Source organism: Flavobacterium polysaccharolyticum (genome assembly GCF_038739875.1).
Classification (GTDB): Bacteria; Bacteroidota; Bacteroidia; order Flavobacteriales; family Flavobacteriaceae; genus Flavobacterium; species Flavobacterium polysaccharolyticum.
This window is the reverse complement of record NZ_JBCGDP010000013.1, coordinates 59,737-83,691: the sequence shown is the minus strand read 5'-3', so window position 1 is coordinate 83,691 and position 23,955 is coordinate 59,737. Positions and strand designations below refer to the sequence as shown.

The window sequence follows — 23,955 nt, the reverse complement described above, 5'->3', positions numbered from 1 at the left end:
AATCAGCAATCATCTTTTCATTTATGCAACGCTGAAAGTATCCTCTTTTTGAGTTTTCTGTTTGAGTCGTAAAAAAAGTGTATTGACCAAGAGTGTTAGAGAGGTCATTAAAATAATTAGCAATGCGACAACAAATTGATCATGTTTCCAAAATCCAAACACATACATCCCCCAATTTATAAGTACCCATTGAATTACATATAAGCTTGTTACATTTTTACTTAGATAGGTTATGGCTTTGAAGAATATTTTGTTTTGTTCGCCTATTAATTTTACTAAGAAATTTGAGAACCAAAGAAACATTACTATTACACCCATTAAAACAATACTTCCGCCTGGTCCCAAATGATAGTAATCACCAAAATGATATTCCGGATCCAAATAAATCAAAAATGCTCCGGATAATACAAATAGTACTCCAAGAATGACTAGGTTTTTAAAAAAGACTTTTTGATTCTCTTGAAGTTCTTTTAGCCATTTACCTAGGAAAACACCAATCAATATGAATGAACTCCATGGAAAAATGGGGAAGTAAACATTGAATTTATTGCTGAAAAACAAATCACACAAATAATCTATTCCCGTTATTCCTAATCTAAATCCACTTACTTCTCTCGAAATGGCAATAATTAATAATCCTATTACTAAAGGAGTCCACTTGTTTTGGCTAAATAAATTAATGATTGCAATTACAAAAAGTGTAATTCCTGCGAGTTGAAGAATGTCTCCTAAGCCAAGAAAGAACAGGGCAGATTCTAGAGTTTGTGAAGTTAATCCATACGCTGCAAGAAATTCTTTTGGAAGTCCTCCAAAAATATATTCTGGCACCCAAAATTTTAATATATTAAGTAAATATCCCACCGAAAGTATCCATAAAGCTCTTTTACACACAGAGGAGAAATCTTGTCTTCTGGATTGAATGAATGATATTCCCATGATGACCAAAAACATCGGTGTTCCTCTTCCCATCCATAAAATTACTTGACCTAGGATAGAGTCCGTTTGAGTTGGAATACTTCCATAAATTAACATGGTGTGTACAAAAACAACCATTAGAACACTTATACCTCTTGCAAAATCGATGGCTACAATTCGATTCTTTTTTAAACTATTCATCTGTGAAATTTTAAATTTGTTGATTTATGAAATTAGCTCAAAGGATTCTGTATGAATCATTTCTTCTTTTGCGACTTCAAACTGTTGGAAAGCAATTCTTTTTTCGATTGGATAATACTCTACCCCAGTAATTTCTTTAATGATGTATGAATTTCTATAGCATGCCATCCCCAAATCTGGTGTAACAAAACCATGCGTGTGAGATTCTGCATTTTGAACAAAAATTTCAGAAGCACTTTTATCAATACTATAATTTCTATGGGTCGCAAATCGTCCTTTTTTATCCCAAAGAATTCGGTTGGTTATGCCTTCTAAAAATTTAGGCAACTTATAACTATAACCTGTTGCTAGAACTAAAGCTTCTGTAGCATGTCGGTATTTTTTGTCTTGTTCTACTTGATGTAATTCTAAATAGAATTTTTCAGATTCTTCATGATAACTTGATTGAATACATGCCGCATTAGTCCTCAAGTTCACATCAATAAAACCCATTACTTTTTTTTGATAAATAGTATCGAAAATACTGCCTATCAAATCTTTATTAATGCCTTTATAAAGTTGCTTCTGATTACTTAGTAACTCATCTCTTTTATCTTCTGGTAAATTGTAGAAATAGTCAACATATTCTGGAGAAGTCATTTCTAAAGTTAACTTACTATAATCCATTGGAAAAAAACGTGGAGAACGAGTTATCCAATTTAGTTGATAGTTATAGGTATCTATTTCTTGTAGCAAATCATTAAATACCTCGGCAGCACTTTGTCCACTTCCTAAAACTGTGATTGATTTCTTTTTTTGTAGCTCACTTTTATATTGTAGGTAATTGGCAGAATGAATCGCACTTTCTTTCAGGTTTTGACACGATTTTGGAATATATGGTGACGTTCCTGTACCTAAAATAATCTTCTTAGTCGTATAAAGACTTATTACTTTTGTAATAGTACATTGTGCTGTAACTACATAACAAGCTTCTTTTTCGTTATAATCAATTTGAATTACTTCAGTATTAAAAAATATATTCGACATTTTTTCAATCGCCCATTGACAATATTGATTGTACTCATTTCTCAACAACAAAAAGTCTTCTCTAATATAGAACGAATACATCTTTCCTTGCTCTTTAATATAGTTTAGAAAACTAAAAGGACTTGTTGGATCGGCAAGCGTAACCAAATCCGCAAGAAAGGGAATTTGTAAAGTTGTGTCTTGTAATAACATTCCAGGATGCCAATTGAATGATTCGTTTTTATCGAGAAATATACCTTTTAAATCTTTAATTGGTTCTGTCAAACATGCCAGCCCCAAATTGAACGGGCCTACTCCTACTGCTATAAAATCGTATGTTGTTTTTTGCATTATTTTAATTTTTTAATGAATATTGTTGCCCATGAAATACAATTAAATCGATCACCTCTTCAATATCTTTTGTAGTTGTTAATGGATTTAATAAAGTGAATTTTAAGAAAACTTCTTCTCTTACTTTTGTACTTGTAATAATAGCTTTCCCTTCATTAAAAACAGCCTTTCGAATATGACTGTTCAAGTTGCAATAGGAAATATCTAAATCAGAATAAGGAGTGTATCTAAAAACAATTGCACTAATTTCTGGTTGATGAATGATTTCAAAATCATCTCTTTTTTTTAAATATTCAGCGGTGAATTGAGCGTTTTCTATTGCTTTTTCTAAGTACGAGCTGAGACCTTGAATACCTATTATTCTTAAGGTAAACCATAGTTTCAAAGCATCAAATCGCCTTGTGGTTTGTATCGACTTTTTAACCATATTTGGAATTCCTTCTTCATCTTGCTCTTTCGAATTAAGATAATCAGCATGATATTTTATATAATCAACAAACGATTTGTTTCTCATAAAAAAACCACTAGAACTTACTGGTTGATAAAATGTTTTATGATAATCTATCGTTGCAGAATCTGACAGTTCTATACCTTTTAGTTTATGCCTATGTTTTTTACTAATTAACAAACCACCACCATATGCGGCATCAACATGAAACCACAAATTATTCTGTTTTGCTAGTGCTGAAATTGCTATCAATGGATCAATTGAACCAAAATCAGTTGTTCCTGCAGTTCCAACAATCGCTATAGGAATATTCCCTACTTGTTTCTGCTCTTCTATTGCTAATTCTAACTTCTTAATATCCATTTTAAAATCAACATCAACACTAACAGGAATTACAGCATTTTGTCCAAGTCCCAATAAGCTTAAATTTTTCTTTAAACTAAAATGACTTACTTCTGAACAAAAAACTCTAAACTTTGAAGCATCTGCTGGCAATCCATCCATTTTTGGATCAATCGCATAATTATTTTTAATATAATGATCTCTAGCCAACAATAGTCCCATCATGTTTGACTGAGTACCACCGCTTGTAAAAATTCCGTCACCACTTTTTGGATATCCCAAAATATCTAAAGTCCAATCAATAAGTTTTAACTCAATGAATGTCCCACCTGTACTTTGATCCCAAGTATCCATTGAAGAATTTAAAGAAGAAATAAAAGCTTCTGCTACCAATGTTGGTGTAAGTATTGGACAATTTAAATGTGCAATATATTTAGGATGATGAAAATGCACACAATCATCTAAATATAGTTCTTTAAGCTCCTCAATAACATACTCTAAAGAATGTGTTTCTTCAAAATGTTCGAATTTAATTCTTTCAAACCTGTCTTTTAATGCTTCAATTGACTTTCCTGTAAAGGGTGTTTTTCGCTCTTTCAAAGTATTAGTAATTGCATGAATTGCCTTTTTCATACTATTCTCGTAATTGGTAATACCATCTTTTTCATTTGAAAAAATATGCCCATTAGCATGATCTACAAGTACTAATTTATGGTTTACATCTTGTTTGGTTTGTTCAAGTATGTTCATTTGTTATTTTTATTTAGATTAATTATAAACAATAAAAAACAAATGTAGATGCAATTTACAGAAGTGTCAATACTCTTTTTAGGGTAAATTAATTTATTAAATTAAGTAAACCAAATACCATAAATATGGTAGTATTAAATAATAATTTATGTTAATTAGATTGCTAATTAATTAAGCTTCTATAGAAAATGGAATAAAAAAACGGTATTCTATAAATAGTGACAATTTAATACAACAAATCACTACTATTTAAATTAAAGAATTGTTGATAGCGTATAAAACTAATTTTGATAATGAATTAATTTTGGTTTTTTTCATTATATTTTTTCTATGCGTTCTAAAAGTGTGAACACTAATAAAAAGTTCTTTAGAAATTTCCTCGCCACTTTTTCCTTCACCAATTAATTTTAAAATTTCGGTTTCGCGATTTGTCAATTGGTAGACCATTTCACTACTATTCTCAATTCTATTTTTTACTATTTTTGATAAAATTTCATTACAAAAATAGGCTTCGTCTTCCTCAATTTTAGCAATTGCTTCTTCAAAAATATTTTGTTTGTTTGTTTTACAGATATAGCCTTTTATCACTTTTTGATATAATAGTGACTCAGAAATTCCATGCTGTGAACAAGTTGTTATTATTATTTTACACTTCGGAAATTGGTCATTCAAGCTAATTATTTCCTCTAGATCAAAGCTTTTTATATTATATGGATCCAGAAACAAATAACTAATTTCATTGTTATTAAACCATTCAAACAATTCCTTTTTAGTGGATGCCTCTTTAATTTGTACTTTTTTAAAATGTTTTTTTACAATCGATTTCAAACCAATTCTGTAAAGATTTTGACTATCTGCAATTATAATAGTAATTGAATTCATTCTTTTTTTATTTATTTAGACTTAATAAAAATAATGTTTTATAATTAAAAAAGTATAAAATAATTATGATTTTTTAATTTGATTGAATCAAACAATAGTCACCATACATTTTTTTAAACAGAAAACATACTTTTTGATAAAAGAATGGTATTTACAATTTGGAGCTAAAAAATACTTATTATAAAAATGAGTTTATTTTATTTAAAAAAACTAACTGACACATAAAAACTAATCAACTGATTTTAAACATCCTGTAAAACACAGTGCTTTTTTATTGATATTTAATCTAAATAAGCTTTGTGGTTTCAAAAGAGGGTTTTATATTTGCACCGTTATTTTTAATTATTCCAAATAAACAAGATGAAATATATTTTCCTTCCCGCAATGCTTTTCAGTTATTTTGTCAGTAATGCACAAGACAACCATCAAGCAAGCGCTACTCCAAACGACAAAAAAACAACTACTGAATCTTTCGAATTAGAAATTGATACTGTAAAAAATAAAAAAGGCGCTGTTTTAAATGAAGTAATCGTTAAAGCGCATAAACAAAGACAGCCCGTGACAGCTATTCGTTCAGGTTTAAAACCAATGGATAACCCACAAACGGTTCAAGTTATTGGCGCTGAAATCATCGAACAACAACAAGCGATTCGATTAAGTGATGTGATTAAAAACGCCAACGGAATTTATGTTGGTTCCGCACGTGGTGGTGCGCAAGAATCATTCTGGTCTAGAGGTTACGATATGACTGCCAATAATATGTTTAAAAATGGCTTTAGATTTAATGGTGGTTCTATTCCAGAAGTTTCTGGATTAGAAAAAGTAGAGTTTTTAAAAGGTGGTGCAGCCTTATTATATGGAAACGTAGCCCCAGGTGGTATATTAAATATGGTTACCAAAACCCCAAAATTTACTGATGGAGGAGAATTTTCAATCCAAATGGGAAGTTATAATTATTATAAACCTGCCTTTGATGTTTATGGTCCTTTGAATCAATCCATAGCCTATCGTTTTAATGGTTCCTATGAAAAATCAGAAAGTTTTAGAGACTTTGTAACCAATGATAGAATTTACTTCAATCCTTCTTTCTTATTTTTATTATCTGAGAAAACACAAATTACGCTTCAAGGAGATTACTTAAGCGCTGATTGGACACCTGACTTTGGTACAGGAATCATTGGGAAAGAAATATTAGATTTACCAAGAAATCAGTTTTTTGGAGCAAAATGGTCTAACGGAAACACCAAGTCTTCAAGTGCATCGGTTCAATTACACCACGATTTTAATAGCAATTGGAAATTGAATTTTAATTCATCCTTTCAAAATTATGCCCGAAGCCAAAAATCCACAGCGCAACTTTCCAATTTAAACACGTATGCGGTGCCAGGGACGTGGAACAGAGGATTGGTTCAAAATAAAAATTTAGAGAAAATATTTGGTGACCAGTTAAGTATTGAAGGTACTTTTTATACTGGAAAAGTAAAACATCAAATCTTTACTGGGGTAGATTATGAATTGTCTATTGCTGATAACTACACCTATGTTTTTAACGAAAAAGCGGTTATGGTAAATGGAAAATACGACCCGAGTTTATATGACACCATCAATCTTTTTAGTTTCAATCCTGACTCACAAAGAAACGACATTCCAAATGCAGCCAATACACAAATTGCAGTTACAGAAACTAGTCGTTTTGGTGGATTTGCACAAGATTTGATATCGATTACGGATAAAATTAAAGTTTTGGCAGGTATTCGTTGGTCTTGGCAAGAAGCTCAAGTAGTAACCACAGATTTTACAAAAAACACAGTTACTGAAGGAGCTAAAAATTTAAATAGAGCGTTCTCTCCAAAAGCAGGCTTAGTATACCAACCTAATAAAACCACAACGGTGTTTGGCAGTTATTCTAATTCTTTCACTCCTAATACAGGAACGACAGTTGATTTTAAACCACTTGATCCTTCTATCATTGACCAATATGAAGTAGGAATCAAAAAAGATTTTATGAAAGGTTTGATTACAACAAACATTACCGCCTATATTATTGAAAATAACAATCTTGCACAAACAGCTCCTTTTGCAGCTGATGGAGTTACCCCAAATGTAAATACGAACTTGAGAGAATTAGTAGGGGGAACGAAAGGAAAAGGGATTGAAATTGACATCAATGCTAACCCAGTTAAAGGTTTAAACGTTTTGGCAGGGTATAGTTTTAATGAAACCAAAATCACTAAAACTTCTGGTACAAGTGGAAGTTTAATTGAAGGTGATTTATTAACCAGAACCCCTAAACACACCGCCAACTTTAGTGTTTTTTACAAAATTCCAGAAGGTTTTTTCAAAGGAATAACCCTTGGCGGTATCGCTAGCTATGTAGGTGACCGAGTGGGCGGATGGAATGATCGTTATGTATGGACTGAAAAGTTACCTGCTACAACACCCAAAACGTATACTATAACTATAGAAGATCGCGACATTCCATTAAAAGGATACACTACCATTGATATTTCTGCAGGCTACGATTGGAAAAAAATCTCATTGTTATGTAAAGTTTCCAACATTACTAACGAATTGAACTACACCGTACACGAAAATTATAGTGTAAACCCAATTGCGCCAACTCAAGTAATGGCGATCTTGAAATACAAATTATAATCAGTAATTATTAATCTATAAAAAAAACCAATGTTGAATACAACATTGGTTTTTTTGTTTTATACTTTAACAGATGTTATTTCAATCCCGCTAAACTTTGCTCAATAGTCGCAATTTTTGCTAAGGCATCTGCTTCTTTTTTACGTTCCATTTCAATGACTTTCTCAGGTGCACCAGCTACAAATTTTTCGTTAGCTAATTTTCCTTGTACTGATTTCAAAAAGCCTTTGGTGTAGTTCAATTCTTCCGTCAATTTAGCAATTTCAGCTGCTACATCAATGTTTCCTGTGATTGGAATAAAGTATTCGTTTGATTTTACACGGAAAGACAAAGCGCCATCCACTTTTTCTGAAACATATTCTAATGAAGTTATATTCCCTAATTTAATTACTATTGCATCGAAATAAGTAGAAGCTTTATCATTGTTCACCACTTTCAATTCGATAGTATCTTTAAACGGAATGTTCTTATCTTTACGAATGGTTCTAATTCCAGAAATTACTTCGATTGTATTTTCAAAATCAGCTATTAATGCCGAATTAAATGGTTTAATTTCTGGCCAAGTTGAAACAATTAAAGCCTCCTCTTTGGTTCTATCCGCGATTAAATGCCAAATTTCCTCTGTCAAGAAAGGCATAAACGGATGCAACAATTTCATGTTATTTTCTAACATTTCAATGGCTTTATCAAACGTAGCTTTATCAATTGGTTGTTGATAAGCAGGTTTGATCATTTCTAAGAACCAAGAGCAGAAATCGTCCCAAACCAATTTGTAAATTCCCATCAAAGCATCTGAAATTCTATACTTTTCAAAATTGTCTTCAATTTCAGCTAAGGCTTGTTGCAACTTCGCTTCGTACCATTCAATGGCAACTTTTGAAGATTCGGGTTGTGGAATTGTTTCCGAAACTTCCCAACCTTTGATCAATTTGAAAGCGTTCCAAATTTTGTTAGAAAAACCTTTTCCTTGATTGCATAATTCTTCGTCAAACATAATGTCATTTCCAGCAGAAGCACTCAAAAGTAATCCTACACGAACCCCATCAGCACCAAACTTTTCAATTAATTCCAATGGCTCTGGTGAATTCCCCAAAGACTTGGACATTTTGCGACGTTGTTTATCACGAACCAATCCCGTTAAATACACATTAGTAAATGGTTTTTCACCAGCATATTCATATCCTGCAATAATCATTCTAGCTACCCAGAAAAATAAGATATCTGGTCCAGTAACCAAATCATTAGTTGGATAATAGTATTTAAAATCTTCGTTTTCTGGATCCATGATTCCACCAAAAACTGACATTGGCCATAACCAAGAAGAAAACCAAGTATCAAGAGCATCAGGATCCTGACGAAGGTCAGAGGTTAGAAGTGATGGGTTAGAAGTTTTTTCTTTGGCTAACGCCAAAGCCTCTTCAATGTTTTCAGCCACTACAAAATCTTCTTTACCATCGCCATAGAAATAAGCAGGAATTTGTTGTCCCCACCACAATTGACGGGAAATATTCCAATCTCGAATGTTGTTCAACCAATGCGCATACGTATTGTTAAAACGAGAAGGATGCAATTTAATATCTCCGTCTTCTAAAACTGATTTAATGGCTGGTTTTACTAAATCATCCATTTTTAAAAACCATTGATCAGACAATCTTGGTTCGATTACCGCCTTAGTTCTCTCAGAGGTTCCCACTTTATTTAAATGAATTTCGGTTTTAGCCAAAACACCAATGGACTCTAATTCTTGAGCAATTTCGGTACGAACTACAAAACGATCTTTTCCTTGGTAGTGTAAACCAAAACTATTTAAAGTTGCATCTTCATTGAATATGTCGACAATCTCTAAATTATGCTTCTCACCCAAGGTTTTATCATTCATATCGTGTGCTGGTGTCACTTTCAAGCAACCTGTACCAAACTCCACATCTACATACTCATCCTCGATAATTGGAATCACACGGCCACAAATTGGTACAATCGCTTTCTTTCCTTTTAAATGGGTAAAACGTTCATCATTTGGATTGATACAAATTGCAGTATCTCCAAAAATTGTTTCAGGGCGCGTTGTCGCAACAGTCAAGAAATCTTCTGACCCTTCAATTTTATATTTTAGAAAAAATAATTTTCCTTGTTGTTCTTCGTAAATTACCTCTTCATCAGATAATGTAGTTTTAGCTTCAGGATCCCAATTCACCATTCTATAGCCACGATAAATCATTCCTTTGTTGTACAAATCCACAAAAGATTTAATAACAGAAGCCGACATATCTGGATCCATTGTGAATTTCGTTCGGTCCCAATCACAAGAACAACCTAACTGTTTCAATTGATCTAAAATGGTTCCACCGTATTTATCGGTCCAATCGTAGGCGTGTTTCAAAAATTCTTCACGAGTCAAATCGGCTTTATTAATACCCTCCGATTTCAATTTGGCCACTACTTTAGCTTCTGTAGCAATGGAAGCGTGATCCGTTCCTGGTACCCAGCAAGCATTAAACCCTTTCAAACGAGCTCTTCGTATTAAAACATCTTGAATGGTGTTATTCAACATATGTCCCATATGTAAAACTCCCGTAACATTTGGAGGTGGAATTACAATGGTATAAGGAGTTCTATGGTCTGGTTCAGAATGAAAATAATTGTTTTTCATCCAGTATGCATACCATTTATTCTCAATGGTTTTAGCGTCAAATTGTGCAGGAATACTCATTTTATAATAGATACGTTTTATTAGTAATTGTATGTTTTTAGGTCATTGAATATCAAACTCAAAGAAAGTAAAAATACCACATTTAGTTTTTGGTTCGATATTTGTAAGTGTACCGTTGGCAAAAGTAATTAATTAAAGTAGAGTATAAAAAGCGAATTAATAATTTGTACTCTAATTAAAACAAACTATATTTACTCAACCCAAAAAAAACCTACTTATATGAAAAATCTTATCATTGTAATTGCTACTGCGCTCTTTTCAATTACAACCTACAGCCAAAGTGGTCCTAAAATTGAATTTTCGGCACCTGATAATACTATTGATTACGGCAAAGTGAGTAAAAACGCAGACAACGGCATTCGTACTTTTGAATTTAAAAATACAGGCGATGCTCCATTGCAAATCATCAATATACTATCTACCAAAGAATGCAGTATTTTGAGCAAACCCACTTCAGCCATTCTGCCTGGGCAAAATGGCAAGATAGAAGTAAAATACAATATGACACCCGGACCAATCAGAAAAACCATCACCGTTGAGACCAATGCTGTGAATCAAGAAAACGGTAGGATTGCCTTAAAAATCAAAGGAGAAGTATTATAAACCAATTTAAAGTTCGCTTTCTAACTTGAAAGCGAACTTTAATTGCTTAGTATCTCTTAAAACCACTATAGTTATATTTTTATCTTCTTCAACCATAAAAAGACTATTTATCTTTTGGAGCGAATACCTAAATACTGGAGTTCCTCCAATAGAAACAATCTCATCTCCAACTTTTAAACCACATTTCTCAGCAGCCGATTTTTTGCGAATGTTAGCAATAACATAATTCGGTTTCAACTCGAATTTATATTTGTAGTCATTTCTTACAATAACCTTTCCTGATTCTTGATTGCCATACCCATAAGAATTTACAAGACTATTTTCAAGTTTTATATAATCTTCTACCCATTTCAATCCGTTTTGCTCTATCTCAATACCGCTTTTATTATACTTAAAATGAGATTTGAAATTAGCATTTTTTTTAAGATACATTATCCCTCTTTCATAATCAAAAACAACTCTGAACCTCCTAAAAATTTCGGCACCTATAGACCCCACTCTATTCTCAACCATTTTAACATGTTTCAACGAACTCGAGTCAGGAAAGGCAACAATTGGAGTACTAAACTTAAAATTAGCCATTTTTAATTCACTTACTTTAGCCCTTTTGCCCTCAATATCTCCACTAAAACCTTTTCCTAAAAAATCATCAAAATTCTTTTTAGGCACATTAATACCCTCAGTATAGTTTTGGAAAACCCAAATTGCATCGCTGTTGCCAATATCAATCAACATTTTTGATTGAATATAAGTATCCTGCATTTTCAACTGAACATTGAAATAAGGTTTAGCTTTTTCGATTGAAATAGGAATCTTGACAAATTTTTTATCCAATTCTTTCTGGTATTTGGCATTGAGTTTTGTTACCGTTACTTTTTTTCGGATGTAATCAATTTCTACCAAATTATTTTTAAAAAATTGTGTTCCGATAATTCCATTTACAGGAATTCCAATATGCGATGAAAGATTGAAATTTTGATCTAAAATGATATAAAAGTTTTGTTTAGAGGAAACCAATCCTTTTACAAACATGTAATTATTAGAAGATTTCAGTCCCTCAATAGACTCATTACTACCCAAACCTCGTAGTTGAATTTTATCTACATTGTACAGATTTAATTCTTTTTTATCATCCAAACTAAACAACAAAGTCTCCTCTACTCCAGTGTCTAATAAAAAATTAAGTTCAACACCATTAACTGTAATTGGAATAAAAATCAGATTATTAATCAACTGAAACGGTATCACAACTTGAGTTTGATTGGCCAAAAACTGAACCCCTTCTTGAGCGCGGTTAGGATACAGTCCTAGAAAAAAAAATATAAAAAATAGAGATATTCTCATTAAAAAAGGGTTTCGTTAATATTACAAAAAATCCAACATATTTGTTAGAATTTGACAACAAATAGGACTTAAATTTACATTTAATTTGGAAAAAAAATCGCAATTTTGCACCAAATTATAAAAAACATGCCTAGTATTTCAATCAGAGGTAAAAAAATGCCTGAATCGCCGATTCGAAAATTAGCCCCATTTGCAGATTTGGCCAAATCAAAAGGACGTAAAGTCTATCATTTAAACATTGGTCAACCCGATATTAAAAGCCCCGAACTCGCAATTGAAGCTATCAAAAATATACAACTAGATATTATTGAATATGGACCATCTGCTGGTTATGAAAGTTATAGAAAAAAATTAGCCAAATTTTATCAAAATCAAAATGTTTCCGTAGCTACTGAGGATATCATGATTACAACAGGAGGTTCAGAAGCTTTGCTTTTTGCCTTAGGAAGTATCATGGACCCCGAAGACGAAATAATTATCCCTGAACCTTTTTATGCTAATTACAGTGCTTTTTCAGCTGAGTCAAGTGCACGAGTTGTTCCGGTAATTTCCAACATTGAAAGTGGCTTTACTCTTCCAACTATTGAAGAATTTGAAAAAGCTATTACCAGTAAAACGAAGGCAATATTAATATGCAACCCCAATAATCCTACTGGATACCTCTACTCTGAATCTGAAATAAATCAGCTTGGTGCATTGGTTAAAAAATATGACCTCTTCCTTATTGCTGATGAAGTATATCGTGAATTTATTTACGACGAGAAAGACCAACATTTCTCTGTAATGAACCTAAAAGGAATTGAACAAAATGTCATTATGATTGATTCAGTTTCCAAAAGATACAGTATGTGTGGCGCTAGAATAGGCTGCTTGGTAACCAAAAACAAAGAAGTTATTGCCGCTTCAATGAAATTTGCACAAGCTCGTTTGTGTCCACCTACTATTGAACAGATTGCCTGTGAAGCTGCTATAGACACACCAAAAAGTTATTTTGACGAAGTAATTTCAGAATACAAAGAAAGAAGAGACATTTTAATCAATGAACTTAACAAAATAGATGGAGTACTAGTAAAAAGCCCAAAAGCAGCTTTTTATTGTATCGCCCAACTCCCTATAGATAATGCCGACGATTTTGCACAATGGCTTTTAGAAACCTATGAATTTAATGGAGAAACGGTTATGGTAGCGCCTGCGGCTGGTTTTTATTCTACTCCTGGTGTGGGCTTAAATCAAGTTCGTATTGCCTATGTTTTAAGTAAAGAAGAACTCATAAAAGCGGTTCACATTCTAAAAGAAGCTATAAAAGAATATAATCAACGTTCTTAGAAACAAAAAATAGATAATAAAAAGACAATAATTCAAAGGAGTTATTGTCTTTTTTTGTTAAAATTAAATCCAAAATATTAAGAAAAACAAGGCAATTAATTCCCTCAAGCGATTGAATTTGTTACTATTTATTATTTATCTTTACCCCTTGAAAAATACACACCCAACAAATAGTAATTTTTAATGACAAATAACGAAGAATTCCACGACGAAATAGGAAATAATCATATTAGTACCAACGCTAATAATCCGATAAGAGAAGATGCTTTTGCTATTACGGATGAAGAAAAAATTGAGCGCATCAAGAAAGATGTAGAAAATATGCTGCTAACTTTGGGTATGGATTTAACAGATGACAGCTTAAAAGGCACTCCAAATCGTGTAGCAAAAATGTTTGTGAAAGAAATTTTTGGAGGTTTAAATCCAAATAAAAAACCAAAAGCCTCAACCTTTGATAATAACTACAAATATGGTGAGATGTTGGTTGAAAAAAACATCACCTTATATTCTACCTGTGAACATCATTTGTTACCTATTATAGGAAGAGCACACGTGGCTTATATTTCTAAAGGCACTGTAATTGGCTTGTCTAAAATGAATAGAATTGTTGAATATTATGCAAAAAGACCTCAAGTACAAGAGCGTTTGACAATGCAAATTGTTCAAGAACTTCAAAAAGCATTAGGAACAGAAGATGTTGCTTGTGTAATAGATGCCAAACATCTTTGCGTGAATTCTAGAGGAATAAAGGATATCGAAAGTAGTACGGTAACCTCTGAATTTGGCGGAAAATTCAAAGAAGCTCAAACCAAAAGAGAATTCTTGGATTACATTAAACTAGAAACAAAATTCTAAACATTTATGGTTTGTTGTTCAATCGGTTAAATAGTTAATCGATAAACAACAGATTGTTGACTTTTTTAATATAAGCAATCACCAATCATAAGTTTGCAATCAATAATTCAACGTTAAACATTAAACAGTTAAACGATTAAACAAAAAGAAATGTCTTTATATAACCATCAACCCCTCAAAATATACAATTCTCTATCTGGAGAAAAAGAACCATTTGTACCCGTTCACGAAGGAAATGTAGGAATGTATGTTTGTGGTCCCACTGTTTACAGTAATGTTCACTTGGGGAACGTAAGAACTTTTATGTCATTTGATGTAATATTCAGGTATTTATTGCATTTGGAATACAAAGTTCGTTATGTGCGCAACATTACCGATGTAGGTCATATCGTGGATGATGTTGATGAAGGAGAAGATAAAATTGCTAAAAAAGCAAGATTAGAACAACTGGAACCGATGGAAGTGGTTCAACGTTATACTGTTGATTTTCATCGTATTTTGAGTGCCTTTAATTTTTTACCTCCGAGTATTGAACCTACGGCCACTGGACATATTATTGAGCAAATTGAAATTATCAAGAAAATAATAGACAATGGTTTTGCTTATGAAGCCAATGGTTCTATTTATTTTGATGTGGTAAAATATAACAAAGACCACAACTACGGCATCTTGAGCGGAAGAAACATTGAGGATATGTTGGCCAACACTAGAGACCTAGACGGTCAATCCGACAAACGAAATCCTCAAGATTTTGCTTTATGGAAAAAAGCGGAGCCTCAACATATTATGCGTTGGCCTTCGCCGTGGAGTGATGGATTCCCAGGTTGGCACTTAGAGTGTACCGCTATGAGCACTAAATACTTGGGCAATCATTTTGACATTCATGGTGGTGGAATGGATTTGAAATTCCCACATCACGAATGTGAAATTGCTCAAAATGAAGCTTGCACAGGACACACACCTGTTAATTATTGGATGCACGCTAATATGCTTACTTTAAACGGTAAAAAAATGGCAAAATCGACTGGGAATAATATTTTGCCAGGAGAAATTTTGACGGGAGACAACACCATTTTAAGTAAACCTTTCTCTGCTTCTGTGACGCGTTTCTTTATGCTACAGGCGCATTATAGAAGTATTCTTGATTTTTCGGATGATGCTATTGTGGCGGCCGAAAAAGGATACAAACGATTAATGGAAGCTCTTTCTTTATTGAAAGACTTACCTACAAGTGCTCAATCGTCTGTTGCGATTGAAGATTGGAAACAATTGTGTTATGATGCGATGAATGATGATTTTAACACACCAATTTTGATTGCACATTTGTTTGAGGGTGTTCGTTATATAAATGTCATCAAAGACGGCAAGGAAACTATAACAGCAGAAGATTTAGAAACATTTACAATTGCTATAGAAGCGTTTGTTTTTATGGTTTTGGGGCTTGAGAATGAAAAAATTTCGGATAGCAGCAACGATAAACTAGAAGGTACCATTCAGTTATTGATTGAAATGAGAAAACAAGCCAGAGAAAACAAGAACTTTGCGCTTTCTGACCAAATTAGAGATCAATTATTGGCGCTAGGTATTCAATTGAAGGACGGAAAAGAAGGAACTACCTTTAGTTTATAAAACAGAAATTAGAGGTTAGAAATTAGAAGTTTAAAGTTTCCAAAAAATCAATTTCTATCCTTTTAGCCCCGATGGGAGTGGCATCCTTTGCCTTTTTCCTTTAAAAAGGCAAAGATATAACAGACAGCGGGAACTATGATTACTAAAAAAACACCTTTGTTTACTGCTCCTAATGATTAGTTGACTAACAAAAGATGATGTTAAATAAAATTTTTACCTATCCATTAATTCTTTTGGTACGCTTTTATCAAGGAGCCATCTCCCCTTTTACACCAGCCGCTTGTAGGTACGAGCCCACTTGCTCGAGCTATATAATAGAAGCGTTGCAGAAACATGGCTTTTTGTTTGGCACTTATTTGGGTTTGAAACGCATTTTGAGTTGTCATCCATGGGGAGGAAAAGGCTACGACCCTGTTCCTGAAAAAAAATACACACACAAATAGTAATTAAACGTTCTCAATTTGATTACATTTAAAGTTTATATTTACAAAAAAAATTACACATGACACACGCTTTAAACTTAGTTTGGAATCCATCTGAAGGATTAGATTTAGGCTTTTTTATGATTCGATATTACAGTCTAATGTTTGTAGTAGCTTTTGGATTGGGTTGGTACATAATGAAACATATTTTTGAACGCGAAGGAGAATCGATAGACAAATTGGATTCGCTTTTTATTTGGACCGTCTTAGCTACGTTGATTGGAGCGCGATTGGGTCATGTTTTCTTTTATGATTGGGAATATTACCGCAATCATATCGTTGAAATTGCACTTCCAATTCGTGAAAATGTCAATGGAAACCTTTTGGGTTTCATCAAGGGTTGGGAATTTACAGGTTTTACAGGTTTAGCGAGTCATGGTGCTGCTATTTCTATCGTAATTGCTATGTATTTCTACAGCAAAAACATTCTGAAACGTCCGCAATTATGGATTTTGGATCGCGTAGTTATTCCTGTGGCTAGCGGCGCTATTTTTGTGCGTTTGGGTAATTTTTTTAATTCTGAAATCATAGGGAAAGAAACCACCTCTTCTTTTGGAATTCGCTTTTTGAGAGATCAATTTAGTCCAAGAGACGCTGTGAACGCGACAGGAATCACAAACCCAAACGAAGCGTATTCTGCGATTGCAACTGATCCAAAGTTCGCTGATTTATTGGCTCAAGTTCCTGTTAAACATCCAACTCAGTTGTACGAGGCATTTTGTTATATCTTCGTTTTTGCCATTTTGTTTTTCTTGTATTGGAAAACAGAGGCAAGAAAGAAATCAGGCTTTTTGTTTGGATTGTTCCTAGTACTTTTATTTACGGTTCGTATCATTGTTGAGTCGGTAAAAGAAAGTCAAGGCGGTTTTGAAAGCGATTTGGGCAACATTCTGTCTACTGGACAATGGCTAAGTATTCCTTTTATCCTTATTGGTTTGTTTTTTGTTTTTAGAGCCAAAAAAGAAGCTTAAAACATTCTAGTTATATATTTATCAAGCGTTACTTTCTAGTAGCGCTTTTTTTATAGTGGAAAAACAATACCTAGTTCTATATTTTTAGTATTGAAGCCAGCGTTGGATGTATTCAAACCTGCATTGGAAGTGTGTCGAAAACTGGGTCGTACATCCAATGCAAAATACTTGAAATCTAAAGTATACCCTAGTGCTAGAATGTCACAAAAAGCAAATCCTTTTGACAATCGTTCAGTTTCTGTATCCGTAAGCATTGGACTTATACTTCCTAAAACGTAAATAGCACTTCGTTTACTAATCTTTTTCTGAACCGTCATTCCTAGATGCAAAACACCTTCATTAATAGTTTTTAATTGCATAAAAGCATCTCGTTTGGCTTCATAATTTGGCGTTTCTGGTTTTACAAAATAAAAATTTAGCAATTGATGAGAAGCGTGATTGTATTCAGGACCAAAGAAAAAAGTAAAATCAATTTTCTTGTAAGTCCGCCATTTTTTATAAAACAGCACTTTATAACTGGAATTGGTATAGGTATAATCGGTGTTTTTAATAGCATTTCCAGTTCCATAAGAAAAACCTACTTTCCAGCTATCCTTACTCGATTGACACCATATAAGATTACTACAAAGGAGGAATAAAAAAGAAATAAATAATCGCATGCACTTGATGGGTTTAAATAAAAAAGCATTCCTATGAATCTAGGAATGCTTTCAAAAGTAAACTAAAAATTTGTATTATTTAGGAATGGATTTAAATCCCATATTGAACAAAGTAAACGCCTGAATATCGGCAGCTTCTTCAATTGTCTTAGAAACTGGTTTTCCAGCACCATGTCCTGCATTGGTCTCAATTCGAATTAAAACAGGATTACTGCCTGTTTGCTTTTCTTGCAATTCAGCCGCAAACTTAAAACTATGGGCTGGCACTACTCTATCGTCATGATCTCCAGTGGTTACTAATGTAGCAGGATATTTCACCCCAGACTTAACATTATGCACTGGTGAATAGCCTTTTAAATAGGCAAACATTTCTTTGGAATCTTCGGCTGTACCATAGTCGTACGCCCAACCTGCACCAGCAGTAAACGTATGATAACGTAACATGTCCAAAACACCAACCGCAGGAAGAGCTACCTTCATCAAGTCGGGTCTTTGTGTCATCACAGCGCCAACCAATAACCCACCGTTAGAACCACCGCGAATCGCTAAGAAATCCGAAGAAGTATACTTTTGAGCAATTAAATATTCACCTGCTGCAATGAAATCATCAAATACATTTTGTTTTTGCATTTTGGTTCCCGCATCGTGCCATTTTTTACCGTATTCGCCGCCTCCACGCATATTGGCAACAGCATAAATTCCACCCATTTCCAACCAAACGGCATTGGCAATACTAAAACTTGGTGTTAAACTCACATTAAATCCACCATAACCGTACAAAATGGTTGGATTCTTTCCGTTTAATTGCAATCCTTTCTTATGTGTGATAATCATCGGTACTTTGGTTCCATCTTTTGACGTAAAAAACACTTGCTTAGACTCATAATCTTCAGAAACAAAATCAACTTTAGGCTTAACATAAACAGACGACTTACCACTTTCAGGGAAGAAGGTATAAGTGGTGCCTGGTGTAACGTAGTTGGTAAATGAGAAATACAACTCTTTATCTTTGGCTTTACCACCAAAACCTGAAGCTGTTCCAACACCCGGCAAGGCAATGGTGCGGATTAATTTTCCTTTATAATCAAATTGTTTCACCACAGAAACAGCATCTTTCATATAATTAGCAAAAATATATCCTGAACCCGTAGATGGATTCAATACTTGCTCAGTTTCTGGAATCAAATCTTTCCAATTTTCAACATCTGGATTCGCTACATCAACAGTAACAATCCTTTTGTTAGGCGCTTTTAAATTGGTAACAATAAACAATGTACTGCCTTCATTATCCAATACGTCAACATCATATTCAAATCCTTTATGAATAGCAACAATAGGGCTATTTGAAAGAGATAAATCTTTAAAGTACAATTCATTCCCAGAGGTAGAATTAGCGGCAGAAATAAACAGATAACGATTATCATCCGACACATAGCCACCAACATATCTGCGTTTTTCTTGATCACCAAATAGTATAGTATCCTCGGCTTGTTTGGTTCCAAGCTTGTGAAAGAATAAACGGTGTTGGTCTGTTTTAGCCGAAAGTTCACTTCCTTTTGGTTTTTCGTAACTAGAATAAAAAATGCCTTCATTCCCTTTCCAAGATAAACCACTAAACTTTACATCAACCAAAGGTTCACCGATACTCTGTTTCGTTTTGGCATCAATAAAAATTACCTTTCTCCAATCACTTCCCGCTTCAGATATCGAATAAGCCACCAAAGAACCATCTTTAGAAAAACTCACACCATCCAATGAAGTTGTAGCGTCTTTAGAAAAAGTATTAGGATCTAAAAACAACTCTTCAGTACCTTTAGCATCTTTTCTATACATAACCGATTGATTTTGCAATCCATTATTCTTATAATAGTACGTATAGTCTCCTTCTTTAAAAGGCGCTGAGACTTTTTCGTAATTCCAAAGTTTTTCCATACGTGCTTTAATCGTATTTCGAAACGGAATCGCTGCTAAATAATCGAAGGTAACTTTGTTCTGTTCTTTCACCCATTCAGCAGTTTCGGCTGAACGGTCATCCTCCAACCATCTAAAAGGATCTGGAATGGAATTACCAAAATACACATCCACTTTATCAATCTTTTTAGTGAATGGATACTTTATCGCGGATTGCCCAAACGAAAGCAAAGAAGAAGAAATAATCATAGTACTTAAAATTACTTTTTTCATATTTGTGAAATTAATTTAAAATGGAAGACAATTTGATAAAAATACTTCAAAACAAATCTAATAAATTACCCTCAAAGTAAATATAAAACAAAAGTTATTTTTGGGCGTGCCCCTCCATAAAAATTCCGGGTCGGGCTGTACGTTCACGCTTCCCGATGAAAAATCGGGAGAGCTCCACTGCCATCCCAATGTCATTAAGTTAAGTAATTGCTCTTTTTGTTTTCACGCAGATTTCGCAGATTTATGCAGAAAAACGAGTGAAAATCTGATGAATCTGCGTGCTATTTTTTCTTTTTCCCCTTAACTTAATGACATTGACTGCCATCCCTCACGCAACTCTTAAACAATTTCTATTTTAGTAAACACAACTATAAACCTAAATATATAAACAAAAAAAGGGCGCATCATACAATGCGCCCTTTGTTATAAACAGACTATAACTTATTTGTTCTCATTATGTCTTTCTTCAATTAATTTTTTATCAGCAATTGAAATGGTGTCTACTAACACTGGTGTTGCGATAAATAGTGAAGAATAAGTTCCAACTATAATACCAATCAACATAGCAAAGATAAATCCTCTAATGGATTCTCCTCCAAAGATGAACATGATTAATAATACTACAATCATTGTCAAAGAAGTATTAATTGTTCTTGACATAGTAGAGTTGATAGAGTTATTTACAATCTCACCAAAATTCCCTTTTGTTTTACCATCTAAGAATTCACGAACTCTGTCAAATACAATTACAGTATCATTCATAGAGTAACCAATTACGGTTAGGATTGCCGCGATAAAATGTTGATCAATTTCCATTCCGAATGGCATGAATTTATAGCATAATGAATAGATTCCCAATACAAAGATAACGTCATGCGCTACCGCAGCAAGAGCTCCTAAACTATATTGCCATTTTCTGAAACTGATTACCAAATACAATCCAACAATAAGCATTGCACCTAAAACTGCCCAATAAGCATTCGTTTTAATATCTTCTGCAACGGTTGGTCCAACTTTTGAAGCGTACATCACTCCAATATTTTTACCATCATAAGCATTAACAAACTTATCATAAGTAACCCCAGCAGAATAATGTTTCTTTAAGGTTTCGTACAACATTTTGTTTACTTCCTCATCGGCTTCACTTCCGTTTACTTGAACTTTATATTTAGTAGTAATTTTTAATTGATTATCATTACCAAATACTTTAGCTTCTGCACTACCAAAAACTTTAGTTAATTCTTCTTTAACTTCTTCCGCTTGGATTGGTTTTTCAAAACGAACTTGGAATGTTCTACCTCCAACGAAATCAACTCCTTGGTCAAAACCATTAGTAGCAATAGAAATAATAGATACTACCGTTACAATAGCTGAAAATGCATAAGACCATTTTTTAATTCCTAAGAAATTAAAGTGGAAATTAGTAAAGAAGTTTTTAGAGAAATTAGTAACGAATGACAAGTCATTTTTACCAGCAATATTTCTATCGATAAAAATTCTAGCAATAAAGATTGAAGTAAATAAAGACGTTACAATACCAATTAACAATGTTGTTGCAAAACCTTTAATAGGTCCTGATCCAAATATAAACAATACCGCACCAGTCAAAATGTGAGTTACGTTCGCATCAACAATAGAACGCATAGCACCTTTCCAGCTATAAGAAGCAATAACAGCTTCGTTTAAAGTTTTTCCTGCACGTAATTCTTCTTTTGCTCTTTCATAAATAATGATGTTCGCATCTACTGCCGTACCCATCGTTAATACGATACCCGCAATACCAGGCAATGTTAATACCGCACCTAAACTTGCTAAAATTCCAAACAAGAACAATAAGTTTACTGCTAAAGCTAAGTTAGCATACCAACCTGCTTTACCATAATACACCATCATCCAAAGTGATACTAACAATAAACCAACAAGCGCTGAAGTAGTACCATTATCGATCGCTTCTTGACCTAAAGATGGTCCTACCACCTCAGATTGAACGATATCTGCAGCAGCAGGTAATTTACCAGCTCTTAAAACGTTAGCTAAATCTTTAGTTTCAGTAATATCAAAGTTACCAGAGATTTCAGATCTACCGCCAGAAATTGGACCGCTTGAAACACCTGGTGCTGAATACACCACGTTATCTAAAACGATAGCAATATATCCTTTTGAAGTATAAGCTCTACCTGTTAATTCTTCCCATTCTTTAGCTCCTTTGCTATTCATTTGCATAGAAACCGCTGGTTTACCCATTTGGTCAAATGTATCGGTAGCATCTGTTACCACACCACCTGCCATTGAAGGCGCATCATTTCTATTTCCTTTTAATGCATATAATTCTACTGCATCAATTTTTTTACCTTTTGTTTTTGCATCTTCAATAGTAGTTGGCTTACCCCAAACAAATTTAGCATAACGTTGTTCACCTGCTAATAAGTTTTTTACTTCTTGTCTTTTTAAGTAACCATTAACAACAGCTGTATCTTTAGGAGAAAACATTCCTAATACAGGACCACCACCTTGAGCAATAATTTTATCGAATAAAGGATTTTTCCCTGCTTTTGTAGCAGTTGAATCTTTTTCGTCAGTCAACAAAGCACTTAAAGTATCTTTTGCTACTTTTTTAGTTTCCACTTTAGCTACTTCAGTTTTTTTCAAAGCATCATTCGCAGCTACTAAGAAATTACCAATTTCCTCAATTTTATAAGTTTCCCAGAATTGTAATTCTGCTTTACCTTGTAATAATCTTTTGATTCTATCAACATCTTTTGCACCTGGTAACTCCACAAGAATTCTTCCTGTTTCACCAATTTTTTGAATGTTAGGTTGAGTAACTCCAAATTTGTCGATACGCTCTCTTAATACACCAAAAGCACTTTCAACAGATTCGTTAACTTTTCTTTTAATAACTTTTTGAACTTGAGCATCGGTCATTTGAAAATCAACACCACCTTCACCTTGCAAGCTTCTGTTTGCAAAAATTTCAGGAGAAGCTAACTTAGTAGTTCCATTAGCATTAGCTTCAAAAGCTTCAAAAAAAGCATCTAAATAGGTCTGATTTCCTTTTTGGTTAGCAGTAGCATCAGCTAAAGACTTGTTAAAAACTGGGTTTTTAGAATTATTAGATAATCCTTTCAAAATGTCTTTAACAGAAATTTGAAGAATTACGTTAATTCCACCCTCTAAGTCAAGACCTTTATTAATTTGTTTGTCTTTAACCTCATTGTAGGTAAAATCAGTAAACCCAAGGTTAAACACTTTTTCTTTCCCTATGGAATCTAAATATTTTACTTCTTTTTCAGTGTTTCCACCAGCGAAAGATTTAGCATCACCTTGAATCTTATTAGATACAAATGTGAAAGAAAGTTGGTAAATACTTACCAATGCAAATAGAATTGCGAAAAATTTAATAAGTCCTTTATTCTGCATTATTACTAAAAATTAATTATTTTTTTATTACTCTTTTTGTTTTAAACCTCAATAAAATAAGCTTTGACATCGTTTTTTTTAAAACAAAAAAATCAATCGTGCATTATGTCATTTTTTTTAAACCGAGCAAATATATCATTAACGAAAAGATTAACCAATTTTTTTATTAATTAATCTCAAAAAAAAAACTGCAAAACTGCAGTCTTTTTCTTTTGTTAATAAA

16 protein-coding genes are annotated in these 23,955 nt (G+C 33.3%); 7 read left to right on the top strand and 9 right to left on the bottom strand.

All coding sequences use genetic code 11. From position 1 onward, the window contains the following. Positions 1–21 precede the first annotated feature (21 nt). The 4 genes from WFZ86_RS13485 to WFZ86_RS13470 form a co-directional block, all read right to left on the bottom strand. On the bottom strand, positions 22–1,116 hold the full coding sequence (locus WFZ86_RS13485; protein WP_342692411.1) for an acyltransferase family protein: 1,095 nt from the start codon (positions 1,114–1,116) through the stop codon (positions 22–24). Positions 1,117–1,140: 24 nt separating this feature from the next. Continuing rightward, entirely contained in the window at positions 1,141–2,472 is a 1,332-nt protein-coding gene (locus tag WFZ86_RS13480; RefSeq protein WP_342692410.1) for a lysine N(6)-hydroxylase/L-ornithine N(5)-oxygenase family protein, read from the bottom strand. A gap of 4 nt (positions 2,473–2,476) precedes the next feature. Then, positions 2,477–4,012 carry a pyridoxal phosphate-dependent decarboxylase family protein gene (locus WFZ86_RS13475; RefSeq protein ID WP_342692409.1) on the bottom strand — a complete coding sequence of 512 codons (1,536 nt, stop codon included), beginning with the start codon at positions 4,010–4,012 and terminating at the stop codon, positions 2,477–2,479. Positions 4,013–4,261: 249 nt separating this feature from the next. Beyond that, complete coding sequence (locus WFZ86_RS13470) at positions 4,262–4,840, bottom strand: response regulator transcription factor (RefSeq protein WP_342692408.1); 579 nt, start codon at positions 4,838–4,840, stop codon at positions 4,262–4,264. Positions 4,841–5,254: 414 nt separating this feature from the next. On the opposite strand from WFZ86_RS13470, the gene WFZ86_RS13465 reads away from it, so the two are divergent. Further along, positions 5,255–7,549, top strand: a complete 2,295-nt coding sequence (locus WFZ86_RS13465; protein ID WP_342692407.1) for a TonB-dependent siderophore receptor — start codon at positions 5,255–5,257, stop codon at positions 7,547–7,549. Between the two features lie 76 nt (positions 7,550–7,625). Here WFZ86_RS13465 and WFZ86_RS13460 read toward each other — a convergent pair whose 3' ends face one another. Then, positions 7,626–10,259: a valine--tRNA ligase gene (locus WFZ86_RS13460; RefSeq protein WP_342692406.1), complete on the bottom strand. Its 2,634-nt coding sequence runs from the start codon at positions 10,257–10,259 to the stop codon at positions 7,626–7,628. 219 nt (positions 10,260–10,478) lie between these two features. On the opposite strand from WFZ86_RS13460, the gene WFZ86_RS13455 reads away from it, so the two are divergent. Then, entirely contained in the window at positions 10,479–10,862 is a 384-nt protein-coding gene (locus WFZ86_RS13455) for a DUF1573 domain-containing protein (protein ID WP_342692405.1), read from the top strand. A gap of 6 nt (positions 10,863–10,868) precedes the next feature. Here the strand turns inward: WFZ86_RS13455 and WFZ86_RS13450 are convergent, their stop codons facing one another. Continuing rightward, positions 10,869–12,206, bottom strand: a complete 1,338-nt coding sequence (locus tag WFZ86_RS13450) for a retropepsin-like aspartic protease (protein WP_342692404.1) — start codon at positions 12,204–12,206, stop codon at positions 10,869–10,871. Positions 12,207–12,332: 126 nt separating this feature from the next. On the opposite strand from WFZ86_RS13450, the gene WFZ86_RS13445 reads away from it, so the two are divergent. From WFZ86_RS13445 to lgt, 5 genes are all read left to right on the top strand, one after another. Further along, a complete protein-coding gene (locus WFZ86_RS13445) occupies positions 12,333–13,532 on the top strand; it encodes a pyridoxal phosphate-dependent aminotransferase (protein WP_342692403.1) in 1,200 nt (399 codons plus the stop codon). Between the two features lie 183 nt (positions 13,533–13,715). Next, positions 13,716–14,387 carry a GTP cyclohydrolase I FolE gene (gene folE / locus WFZ86_RS13440; RefSeq protein WP_342692402.1) on the top strand — a complete coding sequence of 224 codons (672 nt, stop codon included), beginning with the start codon at positions 13,716–13,718 and terminating at the stop codon, positions 14,385–14,387. Positions 14,388–14,537: 150 nt separating this feature from the next. After that, positions 14,538–16,016 carry a cysteine--tRNA ligase gene (cysS, locus tag WFZ86_RS13435; RefSeq protein ID WP_342692401.1) on the top strand — a complete coding sequence of 493 codons (1,479 nt, stop codon included), beginning with the start codon at positions 14,538–14,540 and terminating at the stop codon, positions 16,014–16,016. A gap of 197 nt (positions 16,017–16,213) precedes the next feature. Beyond that, positions 16,214–16,459, top strand: a complete 246-nt coding sequence (gene yidD / locus WFZ86_RS13430) for a membrane protein insertion efficiency factor YidD (RefSeq protein ID WP_342692463.1) — start codon at positions 16,214–16,216, stop codon at positions 16,457–16,459. A gap of 59 nt (positions 16,460–16,518) precedes the next feature. Then, positions 16,519–17,469, top strand: a complete 951-nt coding sequence (lgt, locus tag WFZ86_RS13425; RefSeq protein WP_342692400.1) for a prolipoprotein diacylglyceryl transferase — start codon at positions 16,519–16,521, stop codon at positions 17,467–17,469. 50 nt (positions 17,470–17,519) lie between these two features. Here the strand turns inward: lgt and WFZ86_RS13420 are convergent, their stop codons facing one another. From WFZ86_RS13420 to secDF, 3 genes are all read right to left on the bottom strand, one after another. Continuing rightward, positions 17,520–18,128, bottom strand: coding sequence for an acyloxyacyl hydrolase (locus WFZ86_RS13420; protein ID WP_342692399.1), 609 nt, complete (start codon positions 18,126–18,128; stop codon positions 17,520–17,522). 75 nt (positions 18,129–18,203) lie between these two features. Further along, positions 18,204–20,288, bottom strand: a complete 2,085-nt coding sequence (locus tag WFZ86_RS13415; RefSeq protein WP_425402878.1) for a prolyl oligopeptidase family serine peptidase — start codon at positions 20,286–20,288, stop codon at positions 18,204–18,206. A 465-nt stretch (positions 20,289–20,753) separates the two neighbouring features. Then, on the bottom strand, positions 20,754–23,732 hold the full coding sequence (gene secDF / locus WFZ86_RS13410) for a protein translocase subunit SecDF (RefSeq protein ID WP_342692397.1): 2,979 nt from the start codon (positions 23,730–23,732) through the stop codon (positions 20,754–20,756). Positions 23,733–23,955 lie beyond the last annotated feature (223 nt).